The sequence below is a fragment of the Pedobacter terrae genome, assembly GCF_900100705.1.
Lineage (GTDB): Bacteria > Bacteroidota > Bacteroidia > Sphingobacteriales > Sphingobacteriaceae > Pedobacter > Pedobacter terrae.
Genome location: NZ_FNCH01000002.1, coordinates 279,735 through 297,873, shown reverse-complemented (window position 1 = coordinate 297,873; position 18,139 = coordinate 279,735). Strand labels below are relative to the sequence as shown.

Below are 18,139 nucleotides of genomic sequence, written 5' to 3'. Positions count from 1 at the left end.
ATGAGATTAGGTACAGTAAAGTTTTATAATCCGGAAGAAGGGATGGGTACTATTATACCATCAAATGGCGGTAGAGAATTGAGCGTTTTTGCCCATGGTGTGGTTGACCCCATAAAAACCAGTAACATTGTTCAGTTTGATATTGAATTTACACCGCATGGCATCGAAGCCACAAAGGTAATTGTGTTATCTGCCTAGGTAGCATTAAAGAATATCTTTATTCTATTTTTAAGGTATTGTGATCTAATGACAAGCAGTTTCAGAGGCTTATTAGTGATGATGTCGAAGGAAATGGTTTAGGAATAGCGCATCCCAAAGAAAAAGTGCTCCCACTAAACCACGTAATAATCACACATAGTTTAACTTTCATAGCTAAAAATTAATTGCTCGTTATAATAATTTATTTTAGCAACTTGTAACCAAACCAGGTAAATTTGGTCTTACGGTTGTTTATCCTTAAATTTTTATGATCCAGCTAGAGCCAATTAAAGGTTTTTTTCGGAGAGAGCGTGCGTTACAGGCCATATATCCCATGCGCATGCTGATTATACGTGAGGGAAAAGGCTTTTTATGTATGAATTCTGGCGATTATGCCCTGTTAAATGGTCGGATTTTTTTTATTCCGGAAGAAGGTTTGGTTAGGTTAGATGGCGAAATAACTTCAGGCTTTTGGCTGAGCTTCAGTAGTTTGTTGTATGCAGAATTTTTATTGCAGCATTTAGATCCCCAGGCTAAAAATCTCTTTTTAAATTTATCTTTCCGGGATCTCGATCCACAAAAATCAATTAAAACTTATAGTTTACTCGATCAGTTGAAAAAAGAAATTGATCATAAAAGAGATATGTCTTTTTTAGCACAATATTTATCGCTTTTTTTGGGTTTTACGGCTGGTTTAGATGGCTATCTTGCGGCATTAACTTTAGATGATTTACAGCAGGTATTAAGATTTCGGGCAATTTTAGAACAGTTTTATAAGCAGGAAAGATCCATTCAGTTTTATGCCGAAGGAATGGGCATGAGTCCTGGAAAATTGAATAAATTTTTAGATCGGGTGCTTGGAAAAAGTTTCACTGTGCTCATTAAAGATCGTATTATGCGGGAGGCGGAAGAATTATTGCTTCATAGCGATTACACGATTGATGAAATAGCTAAATTATTGGGTTTTGAACAGACCACAAATTTTAGCACCAGTTTTAAAAGACATAAAGGCGTGTCGGTATTGCAATTTAGCCGTTTAAGCTGAAATGGAAAGAAAAAATTGGTGCGTCTGCCAAAGAAATGTCATCAAGTTGATTTCATCCCTTCTAGAAAACAGCTATTCCAGACCTCACCACATTAATTGTTTCCCGCCTAACGCGTAAAGCTTTGCTCAACTGTATCTATTGTATCAGCCGCACCAATTTTATGTCTGCTAAATTATGAAATCTTCATCTAAAGAAGAAGAAATATTCCTAAATATATTACCTATTTGTATTTTAGTATTTACAATTGTGAATGCGGCTATTTTACAAGGGAGAAACCCTGGATTTAGTTAATTGAAATCTGTTTAAAAAAAAAACTTAGCATTACCAAATATTTTAAAGTTAAGCATTGTGCGTCTGAGCGTAGTTGAAGACTTATTGTGCACATAATAAATTGCAAATAAATACCTGCGAAAAAAGGGAAGAAAGTTAATGTTTTGTATAGGCTGTGCGCTCCCCTTTTAATAAATGTTTTTTAGGAAATGGGCGTGCAGTGTTTCTTGGCAATTTCAGTCCTGCTTTCGCTTATAATCCTCGCTGTGGGCTATTCCGCTCAATCAGGTTTAGGAATAGCGGTTTGTGCATCATTTAACCTGAAAAGTGGAATACTGTATCGGCCAATTTGGCCCTGCTGACATGTCACCCTGCAGCAAGGAGGTAAGAGGCGGCGAAAACGGGAAGAAAGTTAATGTTTTGTACAGACCTTGCGCTCCAAATCTAAATCAGTGTTTTTGCTCTCCTGTCTTCCCGGGAATAAAAGATGCTGCATGTCTTAGATTCCATGCTGTAGCTTTAACCTGTAATTAATTTTCAAACAGATAACCGCTGTAAGCCAATCCTTTGGCCACACTTTTAAAATTATCGCCAGAGTTTAATGGAATGTGCGGAAATTTCGATTTAAATAAATTTTGTACAGCCGATACCATTGATGTTCCTCCGGTTAAAAACAAACAGTCAATATCTGCAGGGTTTATTTTGTATGTTTCCATAAACTGATCCAGATAGGTATCTATTTTATTAATATCTTTTTCGATGATGGAATTATATTGCTCGAGCGAAATGTTTTCATCGATCTCAATTTCCATATTGCTGTAGGCGAAGGTAGAATTAGGTTGGTCAGAAAGTTCAATCTTGGTTTTCTCTATCGATCTGAATAGCGAATAACCCAGGTTATTTTCGATTAAGGTAATCAGGTTCTTGAATTTAGGATCGTTTCCGGAATAATAATAATATTCTTCAATCTCTTTCTGGATTTTTAAACCGTTAAAGAAATTCATTTTATCCCAGGTGCAGATATTTGCAAAAAGCGATTTAGGCACATTTAAAACTTTACCTGGTGTGGCCTCGTACAACGTGTTTTTTCCAAAATAGGGTGTTCCTCTATCCCACATAAATGCCGAGTCCAGACTATCGCCACCAATATAGATGCCGCCAGAAGCAATCATATCATTTTTACGGTCTTTGCTGCCTACCTTATCCGGATCAAGAATAAGGAAGGTGAAATCTGTTGTTCCACCACCCAGATCGGCTACTAAAACACGTTCTTTTTTGGTAATGGTTTTTTCGTAGGCAAAAGCAGCGCCAATCGGTTCAAACTGAAAACGGACATCGGTAAAACCGGCACTTTCTGCTGCCTTTTTTAGCCTGGTTTGCGCCAGGGTGTCTTTCATGGTATTATCATCATCAAAGAAAACCGGTCGACCTATAATAGCCTTGTGGCAGTCTTCGCCAATAATCTCATCCGCTTTCGCTTTTAAATCTTTAAGAATCAAAGTAACCAGATCAGAAGCCGTATACCGTTTATTATGGATCCGTGTTTCGGTAAAAGTAGTTCTGGAGAGGATCTGTTTAATGGATTTGATAAAACGGCCTTTCATGCCGTCGCTTAAATAAGCATCAATTGCTTTTTCGCCAACGATATGGCTTTCGCCATCAACAAAGCTTTTTACTTCTGTAAAATAAATTAATGATGGGATAGAAATTGTATCTACAATTTCCTTCTTTTCTTCATCGTAAATAGATAGTGCCGAATTGGTTGTACCAAAATCGATTCCGTATAAAAACTTGCTCATGGCTTGCTATGCTGTGGTTGGCGGGCTAAAATGGGGTTGCGAAAGTATTAAAAAATTGTTTAAGAACTAAATTTTTTTAAAATAACTCGCTGGTGCCCAAATGGGCATTAACAATGCGGGTAATCTGCTGGCCGAGTTCTTTTGCATTTCCAATGCCTACGCTTTTTAGTGCTGCCAGTTGATCGGTAGTTCTGGGCATTTTTTCGGCAATGGAAAGTAATGCTAAATCAGAAAGTACCGCATAATCCTGCGTGCCGCGTTGCTGCGCAATTGTTTTACGCCATTCGACCAGGTTTTTGTAAACCTGAGGATTGGAAATTTCTTTGGGTTTAATACTCGATTTAACCGGCTTTTTTTCTGGTTGTTTATTGCCTGCAGCGTGTAAGGTACTGATATAATCTTTAATGGAAAATGGACTCCAGGAAATTTTAAATAAAGCCAGCTTGATCTGGAGTGCGTCTTTACAATCTGTTAATACTGTAAGGAGTTTATCAGAATGTGTATCATTATAAAAGTTAATGGCCGTAATTTTTGCCGTTAAGGCAATGAGCTGTTCTAGTTTTGGAACAAAATAAGCTGATGCTTTTTGCAAACGTTCTATAAAAGCAATTTCATCTGCCAGATTTTTATCCGTATCAATTTTCGAAAATTCCTTGGTAATAAAATTTCTGGCTACTTTAAAGATTTCGTGCTGAAAAATCTGGTTTCCCTGTTCGTAAATAGATAAAAAGGCATTCTGCTCATCTTTATCGATTAGTCTGGAACGCCCGAGTTTTTCCCAGTCTTTGGCCATCAGCGAGAAATCCAACAGTTCATGAATCAAGCCCCAGGTGTATTGCTGTGTATAACGGGCTAATAGCTCAGGGCTAGGTTTATCCTGGTGAGCAGCTTTTGTGAAACTGATTACTTTAGCATCGGTAATGATATTTTCAGCAACTACTGGGGATTTCAGGATAAGTCCATCCAAACTTCTGCAACGGCTCAGTGCCACGTAGGCCTGACCGTGGGTAAATGCAGTGCTTACATCTACTATTGCCTGATCAAAAGTTAAACCCTGGCTTTTGTGCACGGTAATGGCCCAGGCCAGTTTAAACGGGTATTGGGAGAACGATCCGGTGCTGGTTTCGTCAATTTTATTTTCCTCATTGCTCAGGCTATATTTAACATTCTGCCAGATTTCTTTTTCTACTTCGATTTCTCCGCCACCATTGGTAAAGGTTACTTTTATCGAGTCCTGGCTAATTGCGGTAATTTTAGCCGCTTTTCCATTATAGAACTGCTTTTTACCTGAAGAATCGTTTTTGATGAAGATAACCTGTGCCCCCAGCTTTAACTGAAGTTTTTCGTCGGTAGGGTAGGCGTCTTTAGGGAAATCGCCATTAACTTCAGCATTGAATTCGAAAACTTCTCCGGGCAATTTCGCTAAACAGCCTTCGTTAATTTCGTTAACCAATTGGTTGTGCGTGGTCAGCGTGATGTAATCATCTTTCCATTCCTGATCTAAAGATAGATCGTAACGTTCATTCAGTTTGGCAAGAAGATCAGCATCGAGGCTATTATCCCGCATCCCGTTCAAAATATCAAGAAATAACGGGTCTGATTGACGGTAAACCTTATCTAAAGTAAACGTAAGCATGGGTGTCGACCTGAAAATCAGGCTATCAAAAAAATAAGGGCTGGAATAATAACTGCCCAGAATATGCCAGGCATCGTGAAAAATAGGCGAGAGCTGGTAAAGATCGCCGATCATCAACACCTGAACGCCACCAAAGGGACGGTTTGAACCTTTAACACGTTTTAAAGTACGGTCAATAAAGTCAATCAGATCAACCCTAACCATACTGATTTCATCAATGATCAATAAATCAAGACAGCGTAAGAGTCTGGTTTTTTCGTCTGAATATTTAAAATTAGTTTCAGCATTTTCATCAACAACCGGAACCAAAGGGCCAAAAGGAATCTGAAAAAAGGAGTGGAGTGTTACGCCACCAGCATTTATGGCTGCAACTGCAGTAGGTGCAACAATGGCGAAATTCTTTTTTGTGGTATCCCTGATTTTTCGCAAGAGGGTAGTTTTGCCCGTTCCGGCTTTACCGGTTAAAAAAACAGGTTGATTGGTGGTGGCTAAAAAATCTAAAAGAAGTTGGTTGTCCGGGTCGGGCGTATTCATATCAATTACAAAATTAATCTATTCGAAATGGATTTGAGGGTAGATGAGCAGGTGTTTTATCCACATTTTTTAATGATAAAGAAGTCCTTGCAAAATGGAAATTAAATTTAAGCGATTGAAAATGAGTTTATATCTGTTCTTTTTATGAAAAAATGCCGAAAACATTTTCCTAATTTCAATTGAAATTTGTAACATTGCACTCGCAAAAAAGGAATACCTTTTTTCGGGCCTATAGCTCAGCTGGTTAGAGTAGAAGACTCATAATCTACAGAGCTATTGAATTGAAAACAAGCATTTTGAGCTTAACTTCAGACCAAACCTTTGAGGGTTTTTCAAAGGTAAAGAAGATGAAGCCAACTCGGAAAAATTGTCTAAATTTGTCTCACGCAGACAGCACATTGAAGCGTAAGGGCCTATAGCTCAGTTGGTTAGAGTAGGAGACTCATAATCTCTTGGTCGCTGGTTCGAGCCCAGCTGGGCCCACTAAAAAACCGTCTTACAAAGAAATTTGAGGACGGTTTTTTTATTTTTTCTGATGCTGATTACCGTCAGCAACTATGCTTTAGGATGCCCCCTAAATGCAGGTTTTACATAATTTTTTGTTTAACTCCACGCAAAACCGTTACAAATACGTTACAGTTTTTTGCGTGCTAATTTCAAGGATTATGGCAACCGTTAGCGCCAAGGTGTTCGAACATCACAAAAAAGCAGATGGCACCTACAATGTAAAAATCTGTGTCCACCACAACAACCAAAGAAGGTACATCGACACAGTTCACTATGTGGTTAAAAAACAATTGACCACAAAAATGAAGATAAAAGACAATTTTGTTGAAGAGCTAATTGACAAGCAAGTTAAAAGCTATCGTAAAGTCATTAGTGAGCTTGGTGAAAAGCTTAACTTCTTTACAGCCGAAACTTTAAAGGACTACCTTTTGGACATCGATTCAGAAGTCGACTTTATTAAATTTTGTAGGGTTCATATTGCACAAAGTGAAAACGATGGTAAATCAGGTACAGCACACAACCATCGTGTTATCCTAAATAGCTTGATTGACTATTTCAAAAGAGAAAGTGTGTCAATAACAGAGATCAACTCTAATATGCTGATTTCTTATGAAAGGTATCTCAAAAGCGACCGAATACTTATAAGACCGAGTGGTCAGAAAGGCTTCGTCAAAGAAATAAAAACTAAGGGTCTTAGTGAAAGTGGATTGTATAATCATATGCGTGACCTACGGACTTTGTTCAATGCTGCCCGAAATAGATACAATAACGAGGACTTGGGAATATATAAAATCAAACATTATCCATTTAAGAAGTACAAAGTTGGTAGCCCACCGCTTACAAAAAAAAGAAACCACTCTTTGGAGCAAATTAAAAAACTAAGGGATTGTACAACTAGACCAGATGGACGTGCAGAAATAGCAAGAGACTTATATATGCTGTCATTTTATTTATGTGGGATAAATGCAGTCGACATTTATGGGTTAACGAACAAAAATATAGTTAACGGTCGAATTGAATACAACAGATCAAAAACACAAGACCAAAGAAAAGATAAAGCCTTTATAAGCATAAAAATTGTGGACGAAGCTAAACCTTTGTTGGAAAAATATATGGAGAAATTGAGCGCTCGCTATGTGAATGTTAATGGTCTTAACAAGTCTTTACAAATGGGGATGAAACAGTTACGCAAGATTGCAGGGCTTTCAGACTTAACACTCTATTGGGCAAGACATAGCTTTGCTACTATCGCGAGAAATACATGTAGAATGAGTCGGGATGATGTCTCTCAAGCGCTCAATCATGTTGACAATGATCACAGGACAACAGATATTTATATTGAAAAAGATTGGGGCATTGTTGATGATGTACAAAGTAATGTTATAAACTCTCTTCGCCGAATGGACAAAAAATACTTAGATAAACCAAGAACAAAAACTAATATAAAAAAGGCTGCCTAATATTAATACCAGCACAGCTTCATTGAAAGTTGTGCTGGTTTCTATTTGATTAAAACTGTAAATTAGAAAAACATGAAAAACTTAATATTATTTTTCCTGACCTGCATTATAGGAACTGGCGCATTATTGGCCGGTACAAATATGAAAAATCCTCTTCCAGCATTTATTGTCGGATTTGCGGTTTGGATACTTTTCATCTATAGGATGGCAAGAAAATAGTATCCCAGAATATTAACTTTATATATTAGAAATCTAAACTAATAAGCAATTTATGATTGTCAAAAATCGGAGCTAATAAGATTTATTTAGGCAAGTCTCTATTTGCAGCTTCACTTTTTAGCAGTCGCTCATAAAGTTCAACCACCTTATCTAACGGATTAAAAGTGCATTGATAAACATAGCCAAGTGGCCCATTATTTACACTTGTATCGTGAAAAGTATTGCTAAAAAAATTATTTACAGTCTTTTCATCGTATTTTTCGATCATTTCGGGAGTAACGTTTAATATTTCTGCAACCTGCTTTAGTAAGTCCTCTTCAATACTTTCCCTACCTTCCAACAACGAGACTTTGCTTTGATTCCACTCGCCACCTAACTCAATAGCCAAGGTTTCTTGCTTAATTCCTTTAATCTCCCTAATACGTTTGATATTTTGTCCAATGTGAACATTGTTTGTATTGTCAGTAGTTTCCATTTTGCAAATTTAACTTTTCTTCAGTGACTAATGTAAGGCTAATCCCAATAAAATATCAGATTAACTGAATATTTTATCGAACATTCTAAATGTTTTATCTGAGCCAATAATTAAATATTTGCCGTTCTGATCCTTTGTTTTGTCTGCAAACCAAAAAAATATGGCAAAATCTCAAATCAAAATTCCAAGGGCCGAACATGAGTTGACAATTTCGATCAATTTGCCTGAGGACTTTATTATCATGTGTGAATTTTTAAATATCACTCCCAAACAAGCTCTTATTACCTATCTGAGGCATGTAAAATTTTATAACTACATAATTAACGAAAAAGAAGGTGTCAATTCAGAAGCGACTGCGATTTTTAAAAAGTTTAAAGAAACCCAGTTAAAAACTGAGGGCTTAAAAGTAGCAAAACATCACAAACTTCATTTGGCCCCCATTAAGAAGATCATATCACTCGGAATGGCAGGAGAAGGTTCAAATTCTCAAAAATACGCCGAGATAATCGAGAAATGGCATACTAATATTTTTAAAACTTTATAGAATGGAAGCTCAAATCACCTTAGCAATACCACACGATTTTGAATTATTGTGCTTAGTACTAACCTGCCAGCCAGAAGCGGTACTTCAGGACTATGTTAATAGAATCTCTTTACCTAAATTATTAAGTGGCCACCCAGCCGACCCTTTAGGACGAGACATGCAACTTGTGCTCACAAGAACTGAAAGCCAAGACCCTAAAGGAGTAGATAAAAAACTATTAAAATTTCTTAAAAAGGACTATAGCAAAGAATTAAGTTCCATTCTGAAACTTGAGTTAGAGCAGCCCGAACTTGAAGAAAAGATATGCGAATTTGTAAATGTTTGGCGTCCGAAAATTATAGAACAGAGAATAGAATTGAGAAACAAATTGGGATTAAACTTTAGTATAGTAGGCTATGACAATTGATCTCACTTTAAACCCAGAATTTAAAGTAGCATGCGATCTACTTTATTTGAAGCCAGAGGAGGTGATAGATGCATTTATGTCTAATATTTCACTACCGTACTTTTGCAGTACAAAAGTGTACATGTCGAGCATGGAGGGGTTGCCCAATGTGCCGTTGAGGAAACTCGACTTTGCCGATGGTAAACATAATAGCAGGTTGGTAAACCCTGTAAAAATGTTAGCTACAAATTTCCTTTTAACTTTTTGCAGTATTTACAATGAACGTTTTCTTCCTGCAAAAAATGTTCAGGAAAAATACATTAAGAAATATAAAAAGCTAATGCTCGAGTTGAAAGCGGAAAAGAACGCTGACTTGAGATGCTTCCGCTTGATGTGCTTTTACAGTGACTGGCATCAGGAGTTGATCAACAACCTAAGTGATAAGGATGTAATAATAAATACAAAATCAAGAATAAAACCAAAACCTAGAAAATGAAAAAGCAAAAACTGAAAAATCTACCTGTACAGCCACAGCCGTCTGTCATCGAAAGCCAACTCGCAAAAATAACTAAGATAATTTTAAATAGATATAAGGTAGAAAAGATTATTTGTTTTGGAAGCGAAATTATTACAGTTCTAAAGGAAAGTTGCTTCATAGTTTTAGGAAACGGGTCGGTACCTCTAACAAAATCAAATAGTTACTGTTTGCTGGTGATACCTTCAAAAAATGAGACATGCCATGATATCAAAATGCAACAATGTCTAGAAGAGCTTTTAAGGTCTGAAGCATCGGTCACCATTTTAGTTCATAGAATGGAAGAATTTAATGAGGCTTTAAATAAGGGTAGTTCGTTCTTTACATCCATCTATAGAAAAGGAATTATTTTGCACGATAGCAACGAAGAGCAATTCGATTCTCCAGCTGAAGGAACACCTATCAACAAACGCACTATACGTAAAGAAAAGGATTGGAACCAATGGCATCATTTATCTTTGGATTTCATCAAGGGTAGTAAGTTTTTTATTGATGAAGGCCGTAATAGCTTGGCAGTTTTTATGTTGCATCAGGCACTTCAACATTGTTATTTTGCGATGATCAAACTTCTTACGGGGTACAGGGCTAATAGCAATAGTTTGCGTCGTTTACTAAATTTAATCAATATAGCCTTGCCCGATTCTTCTTTGGTAGCGCCAAATAAAACCACGCCAGAAGATTTGCGAGTAACTGGACTGTTATTGAAAGGTTTTAGTCATGCACGTTACGATGATAAACTTATAGCCACCGAGAGCGATGTAATGACGCTTTTAAAAAAAGTAATTGCGATAGTTGAAAACGCAAATACCATTTGTTCAGAGCGTATAGCCGATTTGAAAGATGGCAAAACTGCTTATGGTAATTAAAATAAAAAAGGCAGATGTAGTTGGTGATCTGCCTTTTTTATTTTTTTAGCTGAAATCATTTCGCGCACAAATCAAAGGATATAAATCCATTCTGCTGATGAAGTCATTTGTGATCAATCCTGCACATCCGATGATTTTTTCATCCTTCTCCAGAAGATACCATTGGGGTAACGACTGTTCAGTATTTATACTATTAGTTATACAATTTGCATAGACAATTGGTGAAACTTCCGGCCAACTTTTTTGTAAATACTCAATAGCTATCTGTTTGTATTCTGGATTTTGCCTTATTGATACTATCTTCATTATTATTCTATAAATAGGTAAGAGTGGAGTAATTTGACTTGATACAGCAAGTTGTAGCTGAGTCGTTAAATGTACAGGTCGTTCGTATTTGCGTTATCCAATTCTAAGAGAACCTCAGCAATTCGATTCGTAATTTCACAGAAAAACCTTTCCCCCTTTTCAATAGTAGAGGCTGTCGGATCTCCAATACCAGTATCTTCAGTTACCTGTGACCATTTTCGCTCAGCCCATACCCAACCTTCCCTGAAAGCCAAAATTCTATTTTTTTTCTCAGCTCCGAGCCCAGCCTCTTGCAAAGGACGTACTAACGAGGGCGACAGATATAGCATCAAACTGGTTTCCATTTCATCGGCATGATCACCAGGTTGCTTAAAGAAATCCATTTTTCCCTTAAACTGGAACCAGTTGCATAGGCAGATAAACATATCCTGAAATTCCAGCCCCAACTCTCGGATAATTGGTTTGAAATCATTCCCGCCGTGGCCATTTAATATCATTAGTTTGTACATACCTTGACGCCGCAAAACCTGCACAATGTCACGTAAGATGGCAAGCTGTGTACTTGGGTTGATATTGATGTCAAGCTTTATATCTGCCTGCCCAGTGTTTACCCCGAATGGTATTGTGGGCAACACAGTAACTTTTGCTCCGTTTTGCCATGCAATTCTGGCAGCTTCTTCTGCGATTCGTTCAGCCTGTATATTATCAGTTGCGTAAGGAAGATGATAGTTGTGAGCTTCAGTTGCGCCCCATGGTAATATCACCAGATTGAAATTTTCTTCTTTGATGGTTTTCCAATTCGATTCTGCTAACAAGTATGGCTTCATGAGTGCTTTTGTTTTATGCACTAAAGTACGATTTATTGTTATGCTAGAACAAAAGAAGTCATAGCTTTATTAAACATTTGTCATTAAGAGTATTTACATTAATGGTATAGCTAATCCAGAAATTTCTTATTCGATCAATGATCTATTCAATAGATTTTTAAATTTAAACATTGTACTGACTTTTGATTCTATTCAAGTGATCCCTGTTCTAAATTTGTATAACTGAAAGGGTTGATTTATATTGCGTCATCTAAATATCTTAAGCCTTGTACGTTCTCTTAAATTTTCATATTTCTGAAGCTTCTCTTCGCTAAGTATATCTTGGATTCCCGTTTATCTTGTCGATAAACGAGTTTATAATAATTAAAAAAAATAAAACATGAATTACTGGATTGATACAACAAGATTATTTCCACCAGGCGAAAGAGATAGTTTTCCTTTAATACATATGACCCAGAACTGGGACATTTTAAGATTAATTTTAAAGGAAGGTTTGAGACCTAGTTATTGTCGTGAAAACGTTACAAATGACTACGAAAATAAGTCTGCCTGCTTTCCGATGATTAGCACTTCAAACGTTTCGATAGATTTTGCAATTGATTACCAACGGTCTTACGGGACTTTAGGAATTGTTCTTGATAAAGCCTGGGGAGAAATCAATGATTTTAATCCTGTACTTTATTTAGAAAGAAAGTCTGACTTAACGAATGAAATTATCGAAGGTTTCAAGAGCATTTCGGCTGCTTCAATTGAGGATATTCAATCTGCTGTTAATGGAACCACTACAGATCATAAAAGTTTAATGACTAAACAACTCGTAAAAATATTTGCTCATTCAAAAAACTACGATGGTGAATTGGTAAGAAATGAGAGGCTATTGGCTGAAAAGTATCCGTACGGTATGGAACGAGAATGGCGTAAAATAATTAAAGTTGATTATGCTCCATATTTTATAGTTGGGCATGATATAGAAAAAAAGAAAGATTTTAATGATCTTATCAAAGAAGTAAGAATAGACTATAAACTAGAACATCTACGAGCTGTAATAGTAGAGGACTATGATCAGCAAGATGTAGTTAAAGATATTATCTGCAAGAAATTCGATTTAAATGAGTTTCCTAAAGAGATTAAGATTAAGGTAAATACAATAAGACACGTGCCTGACGAATAACAATATTTAAAATTTGACTGAAGTCATAAATGATTAACTTCCTTTCGGTCTCAGTTTCTCTAAAACCTAAATTCTGAAATTTTCAAGCTCTAAATTGACTGCATTAAAATGATAATTAACAATCTCACCAGACACAATCACTTGTTTTATCTAAATCAGATTTTCCACTCAGCAAAAAATATTTTTATAATAAGTCCATTTATTACTAAAAATATTCAACTGATAAATTTTGGTGATTTCAATTATTTACAACGAGTCACAATAGTCACTACTTTGAAGCCTTTTGATAAAGACCAATATACAAAAATCGCCTATTTCAAAGAGCTCTATTGCATTTTCAATCAAAAAAGTATATCACTAGAGATCCTAATAGACAATTCGCTTCACGGAAAGATTTTTCTAGGTGAATACAACGATCATAGCGCTAAAGCAATTATTACTTCAGCCAATTTTACCGATAGTGGTTTGAGGATAAATAATGAGTGGGGTATTTTAATTGAAGACTTAGCTGAAATCAATAAAGTAAAGTTTGGCATCGTTGATAAAGTAAAGTATAAACGACTAAATGAAAAGTCTATAGACGATTTTATAAAGAAGATTGAAGAATACCCCAAGCCACCCCTTGAAAAAAATCCGATTGAACTCAACTTATCATTGCTTTTCTGTCCTAAAGAAAATTTCTTTAATATTGGGAAAGATATTACTTTTTGGCTCAAACCTATCGGGGTTACTGAAAACAGAGTTCCACTAGACAGTAGATTTGATGAAGTTGACAAGGACTTACATTTTTCGAAGATTATGCCAAAGGGCGTTAAGAAAGGCGATTTGTTAATATGTTACGCAGTTGGCCACCAAAATATTCTTTCAATTTATCGAGTTAATTCCGAAGTCCGAAAAACTACTTTAGAAAACGATAGGTGGCCTTATTATGTAGTTGGAGAAAATCTCACTCCAAATTATGGCAGGGAGTGGTCTAAACAAAATATCACTATTTCAAATCAAAAAGATTTAGTGCTGAAACAGGGGCAGTTTAACGTTACACCAACTGGAAAAAACAGTTTTGGTAGTTTAATGAGGGGCGGTGATAAGCTAAGATTGACTAGAGAATTTGGTCTTTACCTATTTAATAAAATATCAAAAATTGATTATGATTTAGTAAAATCTTGATAGACCGATGAATTTATCCAAAAAAACTTCTAAAAGTACGTTAATAAATTACAGCAAAATTTATTTTTTCGGAATAGAGATTGCATTTCGGGAACTGTTAGACTATTATAGTATAATTGAAGATGGTTTAGTTTCAGAAAAAAACAAACGTTTCCAAAATTTCAGCAAAAATAATAAGCACGCAAATGAGGCTGCAACTGATCCAGAATATGAAAGCTTCTTAGAAAGCGAACTGGCTAGTGAATACATGAAATTAGATTATTATTTTCCTCATAATTTCAGAGCATCATTTCTAATTCAAATTTTCTCTTTTGTCGAGTATGAATTGAAACAAATTTGCAATCAACATCATTATCAATTTTCAACAGCTGTTTCGATTTCAGATTTGAAGGGAAGTAGTGATTTGGACAAGGCAAAAGTCTATCTAAGCAAAATTTGCAAAATAGACTTCAATAGATTACAGCCTGAATGGAGCTATCTAAATTCGTTAAGAAAGATACGCAATAGATTGGTACACCATCAAGGAACAATTACACATGATGATCCCGATAGAAAAAAGCTACTTTCTTTTATTAGCGAGAATGCTGATGTTTCAATTAAAGAAGACTTATTACTTAATAAGGATTTTGATGGGGAAGAACTCACTATCATGATAACAGGAAGAGCTTTGAATGAATGTTTTTTAGAATATGCTGAAATTTTCTTTAAAAAACTATTGGAGGAAGAAGGGAAGGATTTGTTTACAGTTTGATATATTTATTCCAAGTAGTTGCTGGGAATGTATTCCTATATTCTGAAGCACTAATTGTTATTAATTTCTTTCTGGTTCTTTGTACTGAAATAATTTGGGTAATGGTCGCTGCCATTTTAAATACTATTTACATTTAATGACCTCAATAACTTGAATTTTTTGAAATTGAGTATATTCTTGCAATATGGAAAAATATATACAATGCACTAAGTGTAAGAAGAATTTCGATTATACAATAATTGAAGAAACTGGGCCAGGAAATAAAACTAAAGAGGAAATTTACTGCCCCCACTGCGGTGAGTCTTATCGCCAACTAATGACTAGCGGATTGGTAAGAAGTTTTAAAATCTGGTTATGATTTGGAAAACACGAAATGCCCCATTTATTGGGGCATTTTTAGCACTATATCATTTATCTGAAAGTTTAGAAACTGTTTACATTAGGCTGTGATAAATTACAAGATAAAATTTCGAGTATCCCATAACTTCCCATTTTTGATATTTGGAATTAACTAATTATAATTTTACCAATTTTGCAATCAGATTTATATCGCAGGCATCTACAGATAATTTTACACCAGAAGGATACTCCAATGTAATTTGTTTCTCTACTATGATATTGTTAGTGAGTACGCTAGCTAACTCGTCCCGATGAGATTCCACTTTTCTGTATATGGTCGAATGTGCAAGTTCACCACCATATTGTGGATAGCTGTCTTTTGTTATCTTCGCAATTCCCTGAATTTGATCAGACCGTAGAAAATTATTTTCTTTAATAATCCCTCTTTCCGTAATTAGTAGTTCTGAAATTGAACCAGATTTACCCTTAAAAGAACGCCAGTAGTTCGAAAATGGTCGTGGTTGAAAATCAATCAACCAGGCAAGTAGTTCGATGTTTTTATCTCGCGTATTAATTCTTTTTTTTAAAAATGTACAGAGTGGCCTGAATTTATCTATATCCCATTTTCTAAATGGGATATCTGAAAGTTGTTTCTGGAACGGAAGTTCAAAGAATTCTTTGAGCATTCTAACGTCGGAACTATTCGTACAAGCGCTTAGTAAAGCAAATACTTCTTTGCGTATTTTGGCGGGTGTGATGTTGGTCAAGTTTGGCGAAAGTTGACCCGCATCTCTTTTCAATTCATAAAATTCGATAACCTCCGATTTGTATTTTTCTATCATCGTTCAAAATTTGATTAATAAATTTAGTTGCTATATATTTCAAGCTGATTTTTTTATTTGGAATTACGGAAAACCGTAAAATTGAATCTATATTTAATTTTATCTTTGAATTATCAGTTAATAGAGGAGAAAGTATTTAACCGGAAAAACTTGGTTATTTTCCTCAACATTTAATTATATTTAAATTTTCGACTTAGCAATGGAAACAACAAATAAAGAACGAGAGTCAATGGATTACGTTATCCAACTTGCAACTCAACACGGCGACACTTATAAAGAGAACAACGACGCTAAAATTGCCGCTAAGGGGTTTGCTTTAGGATACCAACAGGCATTATCTGAAAAAAATATAGAGTTGAAAGAGCTGGCTAAAATTGTGAAGTTGTTGCTTCCAGGTATTTATCATATACCAGATGAAAATCTAAAAATTATTGAGGAATTCACTGCCAAATCAGACTTATTTAAACTTCAGGAATAGCGGTTAGCTATCATATTAAATCTCATCGATTTCCTATTATTTAAACTGTTGTCTTTGCCAGTAATCTAAGATTACGGTCAGAACAGCTATCAATAGTACTCCAATAAATAGAATTAAAGCAGCATCTAAACCGTTAGCATTGTAATCGATTTGTTTTCGATGATAGAAATATAATTCAGAACATCCTGTTGAATAACATTGATCCATTATGTAGTAAATTTAGAGAGGCAACGAGATATATTCTAAATTCATATACATCTACTAGCCAGATTTTTTACTGATTAATTGTAACTAAGACGATATCTCTTTTAAACTTTATTACTTGCTTTTCGCTAAGCCTGTCAATAATGAGATTGAAATGAGTAATAACATCTTCTGTTTCTAATACTGGGCCGAGGTTTACTAGAAAATCCCCTTTCTCAATTTCAGAGATTGGAATGGTTTTAAATTCAGTATTGTTCAAAAAATCATTCATAGGCAAAAGGTTTACCCACAGAGTGGAGAGGTTTATTTAGATATTTATTAATTTAATTTCGCGTTTTACAATGAGAACTTTTATTCTAATAAGGCGGAGACATCCAAGAATGGATTTGTCCCCGCTTATTAACGCTCTCATTTCAAAGGTAATCATTTTTAAATTTTTTAGTATTCCCTTTAAAGTGAGAATACACAAATGATTTAATGAGATGAAACTACTTGTGACAGGTATTCCCTTTAATAGCCAATTTTTCATCATTTAATTCAACCCTCAATCCTGAGATCATATCTAATCTTATCACTTGGATTTCGATTTGATTATTTCTGGAATATCAGGATATGACGTTAATAAACCTATTAATTTAGGTAAATACCATTCTCTTATCAAATCCTCATACATTGATCCCAGATTCGTCAACTTTTGCCATAACATAATGATATCATTTCTTGCCTTATCCCATTCTAAACTATCACTCTGCAAATAGTTTTTTAATTTTATCATTTCCTGTTTTGCATCAGGTAAAACAAGCCAAGCTTCATAATTCCATATATCAAGAATTTCTATTTGCTTTATGAAGAAAATAGCCAATTCATAAACTTCTCTTTCGGTCACTTTCAGATCTTTCTCTAGAGTATCTCGGTAAGTAATTACCGGCCAGAATTTTATCTTAAAAGCATAACTTAGTTCATTTCTCTGATAGTTGAATTTGGTAAATGCAGCCAGTAATTTAGATCGCTTTCCGTAAAGCTTTAGCGCAGTCGAACTAATTATGCTATTTTTCAGATTGTTCAATACTGGTATTTTTACAGTTAAAGTCAGCTGGGTTGCATACTTCGGTTTTTGTGGCAGTATAATCTTGTCTATGTAGTCATTCATGTTGATGAAATAAACATCTCTGGATTGAATATCAACATAAAACAAAAGTACCGATACGCTAGCACCTAAACTATGGATAGTATAAATGGAGTTAGTATCAAAACTGTATTTAACTAGGTCTAGGTTGATGTATTCAGATTTATCCTGATTCCATTTTCCTTTAGCTACGTTTCCAACACTATATATTTTTTCTGTGGTAATAGGTATTTTTTCCTTAGATTTTACCTGTATATATATAAACTCTCCAAGGGTCTCATAAGTATGATCATCTACTTTATCAAATAATTCGATTATAAGATCAATGCCGTAGTCAGGTCGATTAAACTCTCTAATCACCCATTCCCTTGGAATAAGATCTTTGATGATCTGATACGATTCATCTTCCATTATGTGCTGATTTACCCTTTGCTTCTTACGGGCCATGATATAA

20 protein-coding genes and 1 tRNA gene are annotated in these 18,139 nt (G+C 35.2%); 13 read left to right on the top strand and 8 right to left on the bottom strand.

Annotated elements, in window-relative coordinates; genetic code table 11:
* A complete protein-coding gene (locus tag BLR60_RS04420) occupies positions 1–198 on the top strand; it encodes a S1 domain-containing protein (protein ID WP_143009027.1) in 198 nt (65 codons plus the stop codon).
* A gap of 268 nt (positions 199–466) precedes the next feature.
* On the top strand, positions 467–1,243 hold the full coding sequence (locus BLR60_RS04415; protein ID WP_090497205.1) for a helix-turn-helix domain-containing protein: 777 nt from the start codon (positions 467–469) through the stop codon (positions 1,241–1,243).
* Positions 1,244–2,044: 801 nt separating this feature from the next.
* Here BLR60_RS04415 and BLR60_RS04410 read toward each other — a convergent pair.
* Both BLR60_RS04410 and BLR60_RS04405 read right to left on the bottom strand, forming a co-directional pair.
* Positions 2,045–3,313, bottom strand: a complete 1,269-nt coding sequence (locus BLR60_RS04410) for an Hsp70 family protein (protein WP_090497202.1) — start codon at positions 3,311–3,313, stop codon at positions 2,045–2,047.
* 76 nt (positions 3,314–3,389) lie between these two features.
* Positions 3,390–5,483, bottom strand: coding sequence for an HRDC domain-containing protein (locus tag BLR60_RS04405; RefSeq protein ID WP_090497200.1), 2,094 nt, complete (start codon positions 5,481–5,483; stop codon positions 3,390–3,392).
* A gap of 409 nt (positions 5,484–5,892) precedes the next feature.
* On the opposite strand from BLR60_RS04405, the gene BLR60_RS04400 reads away from it, so the two are divergent.
* The 3 genes from BLR60_RS04400 to BLR60_RS24790 all read left to right on the top strand — a co-directional run bounded on the left by BLR60_RS04400 (position 5,893) and on the right by BLR60_RS24790 (position 7,669).
* A tRNA-Ile gene (locus BLR60_RS04400) sits at positions 5,893–5,966 on the top strand.
* Between the two features lie 182 nt (positions 5,967–6,148).
* A complete protein-coding gene (locus BLR60_RS04395) occupies positions 6,149–7,450 on the top strand; it encodes a site-specific integrase (protein WP_090497198.1) in 1,302 nt (433 codons plus the stop codon).
* A 72-nt stretch (positions 7,451–7,522) separates the two neighbouring features.
* On the top strand, positions 7,523–7,669 hold the full coding sequence (locus BLR60_RS24790) for a hypothetical protein (protein WP_167354684.1): 147 nt from the start codon (positions 7,523–7,525) through the stop codon (positions 7,667–7,669).
* A gap of 82 nt (positions 7,670–7,751) precedes the next feature.
* Here BLR60_RS24790 and BLR60_RS04390 read toward each other — a convergent pair whose 3' ends face one another.
* Positions 7,752–8,144 (bottom strand): helix-turn-helix domain-containing protein, encoded by a 393-nt coding sequence (locus BLR60_RS04390; protein ID WP_090497195.1) that lies wholly within the window; start codon positions 8,142–8,144, stop codon positions 7,752–7,754.
* Between the two features lie 160 nt (positions 8,145–8,304).
* Here BLR60_RS04390 and BLR60_RS04385 point away from each other — a divergent pair, with 160 nt between their 5' ends.
* Genes BLR60_RS04385 through BLR60_RS04370 form a run of 4 tightly spaced genes read left to right on the top strand, consistent with a single transcriptional unit; the run spans position 8,305 to position 10,474 of the window.
* On the top strand, positions 8,305–8,688 hold the full coding sequence (locus BLR60_RS04385) for a hypothetical protein (RefSeq protein ID WP_090497193.1): 384 nt from the start codon (positions 8,305–8,307) through the stop codon (positions 8,686–8,688).
* 1 nt (position 8,689) lies between these two features.
* Positions 8,690–9,094, top strand: a complete 405-nt coding sequence (locus tag BLR60_RS04380) for a hypothetical protein (protein WP_090497191.1) — start codon at positions 8,690–8,692, stop codon at positions 9,092–9,094.
* Positions 9,084–9,569: a hypothetical protein gene (locus BLR60_RS04375; protein ID WP_090497189.1), complete on the top strand. Its 486-nt coding sequence runs from the start codon at positions 9,084–9,086 to the stop codon at positions 9,567–9,569. The genes BLR60_RS04380 and BLR60_RS04375 overlap by 11 nt, the downstream gene beginning before the upstream one ends.
* Positions 9,566–10,474, top strand: a complete 909-nt coding sequence (locus BLR60_RS04370; protein ID WP_090497187.1) for a HEPN domain-containing protein — start codon at positions 9,566–9,568, stop codon at positions 10,472–10,474. Before BLR60_RS04375 ends, BLR60_RS04370 begins: the two co-directional genes overlap by 4 nt.
* A 45-nt stretch (positions 10,475–10,519) precedes the next feature.
* On the opposite strand, the gene BLR60_RS04365 is transcribed toward BLR60_RS04370, so the two are convergent.
* Both BLR60_RS04365 and BLR60_RS04360 read right to left on the bottom strand, forming a co-directional pair.
* On the bottom strand, positions 10,520–10,780 hold the full coding sequence (locus BLR60_RS04365) for a hypothetical protein (RefSeq protein ID WP_244155587.1): 261 nt from the start codon (positions 10,778–10,780) through the stop codon (positions 10,520–10,522).
* A gap of 65 nt (positions 10,781–10,845) precedes the next feature.
* The gene (locus BLR60_RS04360; protein ID WP_090497184.1) at positions 10,846–11,607 is read right to left on the bottom strand and encodes a creatininase family protein; all 762 of its coding nucleotides are present in this window, start codon (positions 11,605–11,607) and stop codon (positions 10,846–10,848) included.
* 379 nt (positions 11,608–11,986) lie between these two features.
* Between BLR60_RS04360 and BLR60_RS04355 the strand changes: the two genes are divergently transcribed.
* The 3 genes from BLR60_RS04355 (at position 11,987) to BLR60_RS04345 (ending at position 14,696) form a co-directional block, all read left to right on the top strand.
* Positions 11,987–12,778: an abortive infection system antitoxin AbiGi family protein gene (locus tag BLR60_RS04355; RefSeq protein WP_090497182.1), complete on the top strand. Its 792-nt coding sequence runs from the start codon at positions 11,987–11,989 to the stop codon at positions 12,776–12,778.
* Between the two features lie 108 nt (positions 12,779–12,886).
* Positions 12,887–13,945, top strand: coding sequence for a restriction endonuclease PLD domain-containing protein (locus BLR60_RS04350; RefSeq protein WP_090497180.1), 1,059 nt, complete (start codon positions 12,887–12,889; stop codon positions 13,943–13,945).
* Between the two features lie 7 nt (positions 13,946–13,952).
* Positions 13,953–14,696, top strand: a complete 744-nt coding sequence (locus BLR60_RS04345; protein ID WP_090497178.1) for a hypothetical protein — start codon at positions 13,953–13,955, stop codon at positions 14,694–14,696.
* 515 nt (positions 14,697–15,211) lie between these two features.
* On the opposite strand, the gene BLR60_RS04340 is transcribed toward BLR60_RS04345, so the two are convergent.
* A complete protein-coding gene (locus BLR60_RS04340) occupies positions 15,212–15,877 on the bottom strand; it encodes a hypothetical protein (protein WP_090497177.1) in 666 nt (221 codons plus the stop codon).
* Positions 15,878–16,076: 199 nt separating this feature from the next.
* On the opposite strand from BLR60_RS04340, the gene BLR60_RS04335 reads away from it, so the two are divergent.
* Positions 16,077–16,355, top strand: a complete 279-nt coding sequence (locus BLR60_RS04335; RefSeq protein WP_090497175.1) for a hypothetical protein — start codon at positions 16,077–16,079, stop codon at positions 16,353–16,355.
* Between the two features lie 274 nt (positions 16,356–16,629).
* Here the strand turns inward: BLR60_RS04335 and BLR60_RS04330 are convergent, their stop codons facing one another.
* Together BLR60_RS04330 and BLR60_RS04325 are read right to left on the bottom strand one after the other, a co-directional pair.
* The gene (locus BLR60_RS04330) at positions 16,630–16,830 is read right to left on the bottom strand and encodes a hypothetical protein (RefSeq protein WP_090497173.1); all 201 of its coding nucleotides are present in this window, start codon (positions 16,828–16,830) and stop codon (positions 16,630–16,632) included.
* Between the two features lie 300 nt (positions 16,831–17,130).
* Positions 17,131–18,132, bottom strand: a complete 1,002-nt coding sequence (locus tag BLR60_RS04325; RefSeq protein ID WP_090497171.1) for a DUF4365 domain-containing protein — start codon at positions 18,130–18,132, stop codon at positions 17,131–17,133.
* Positions 18,133–18,139: the final 7 nt, after the last annotated feature.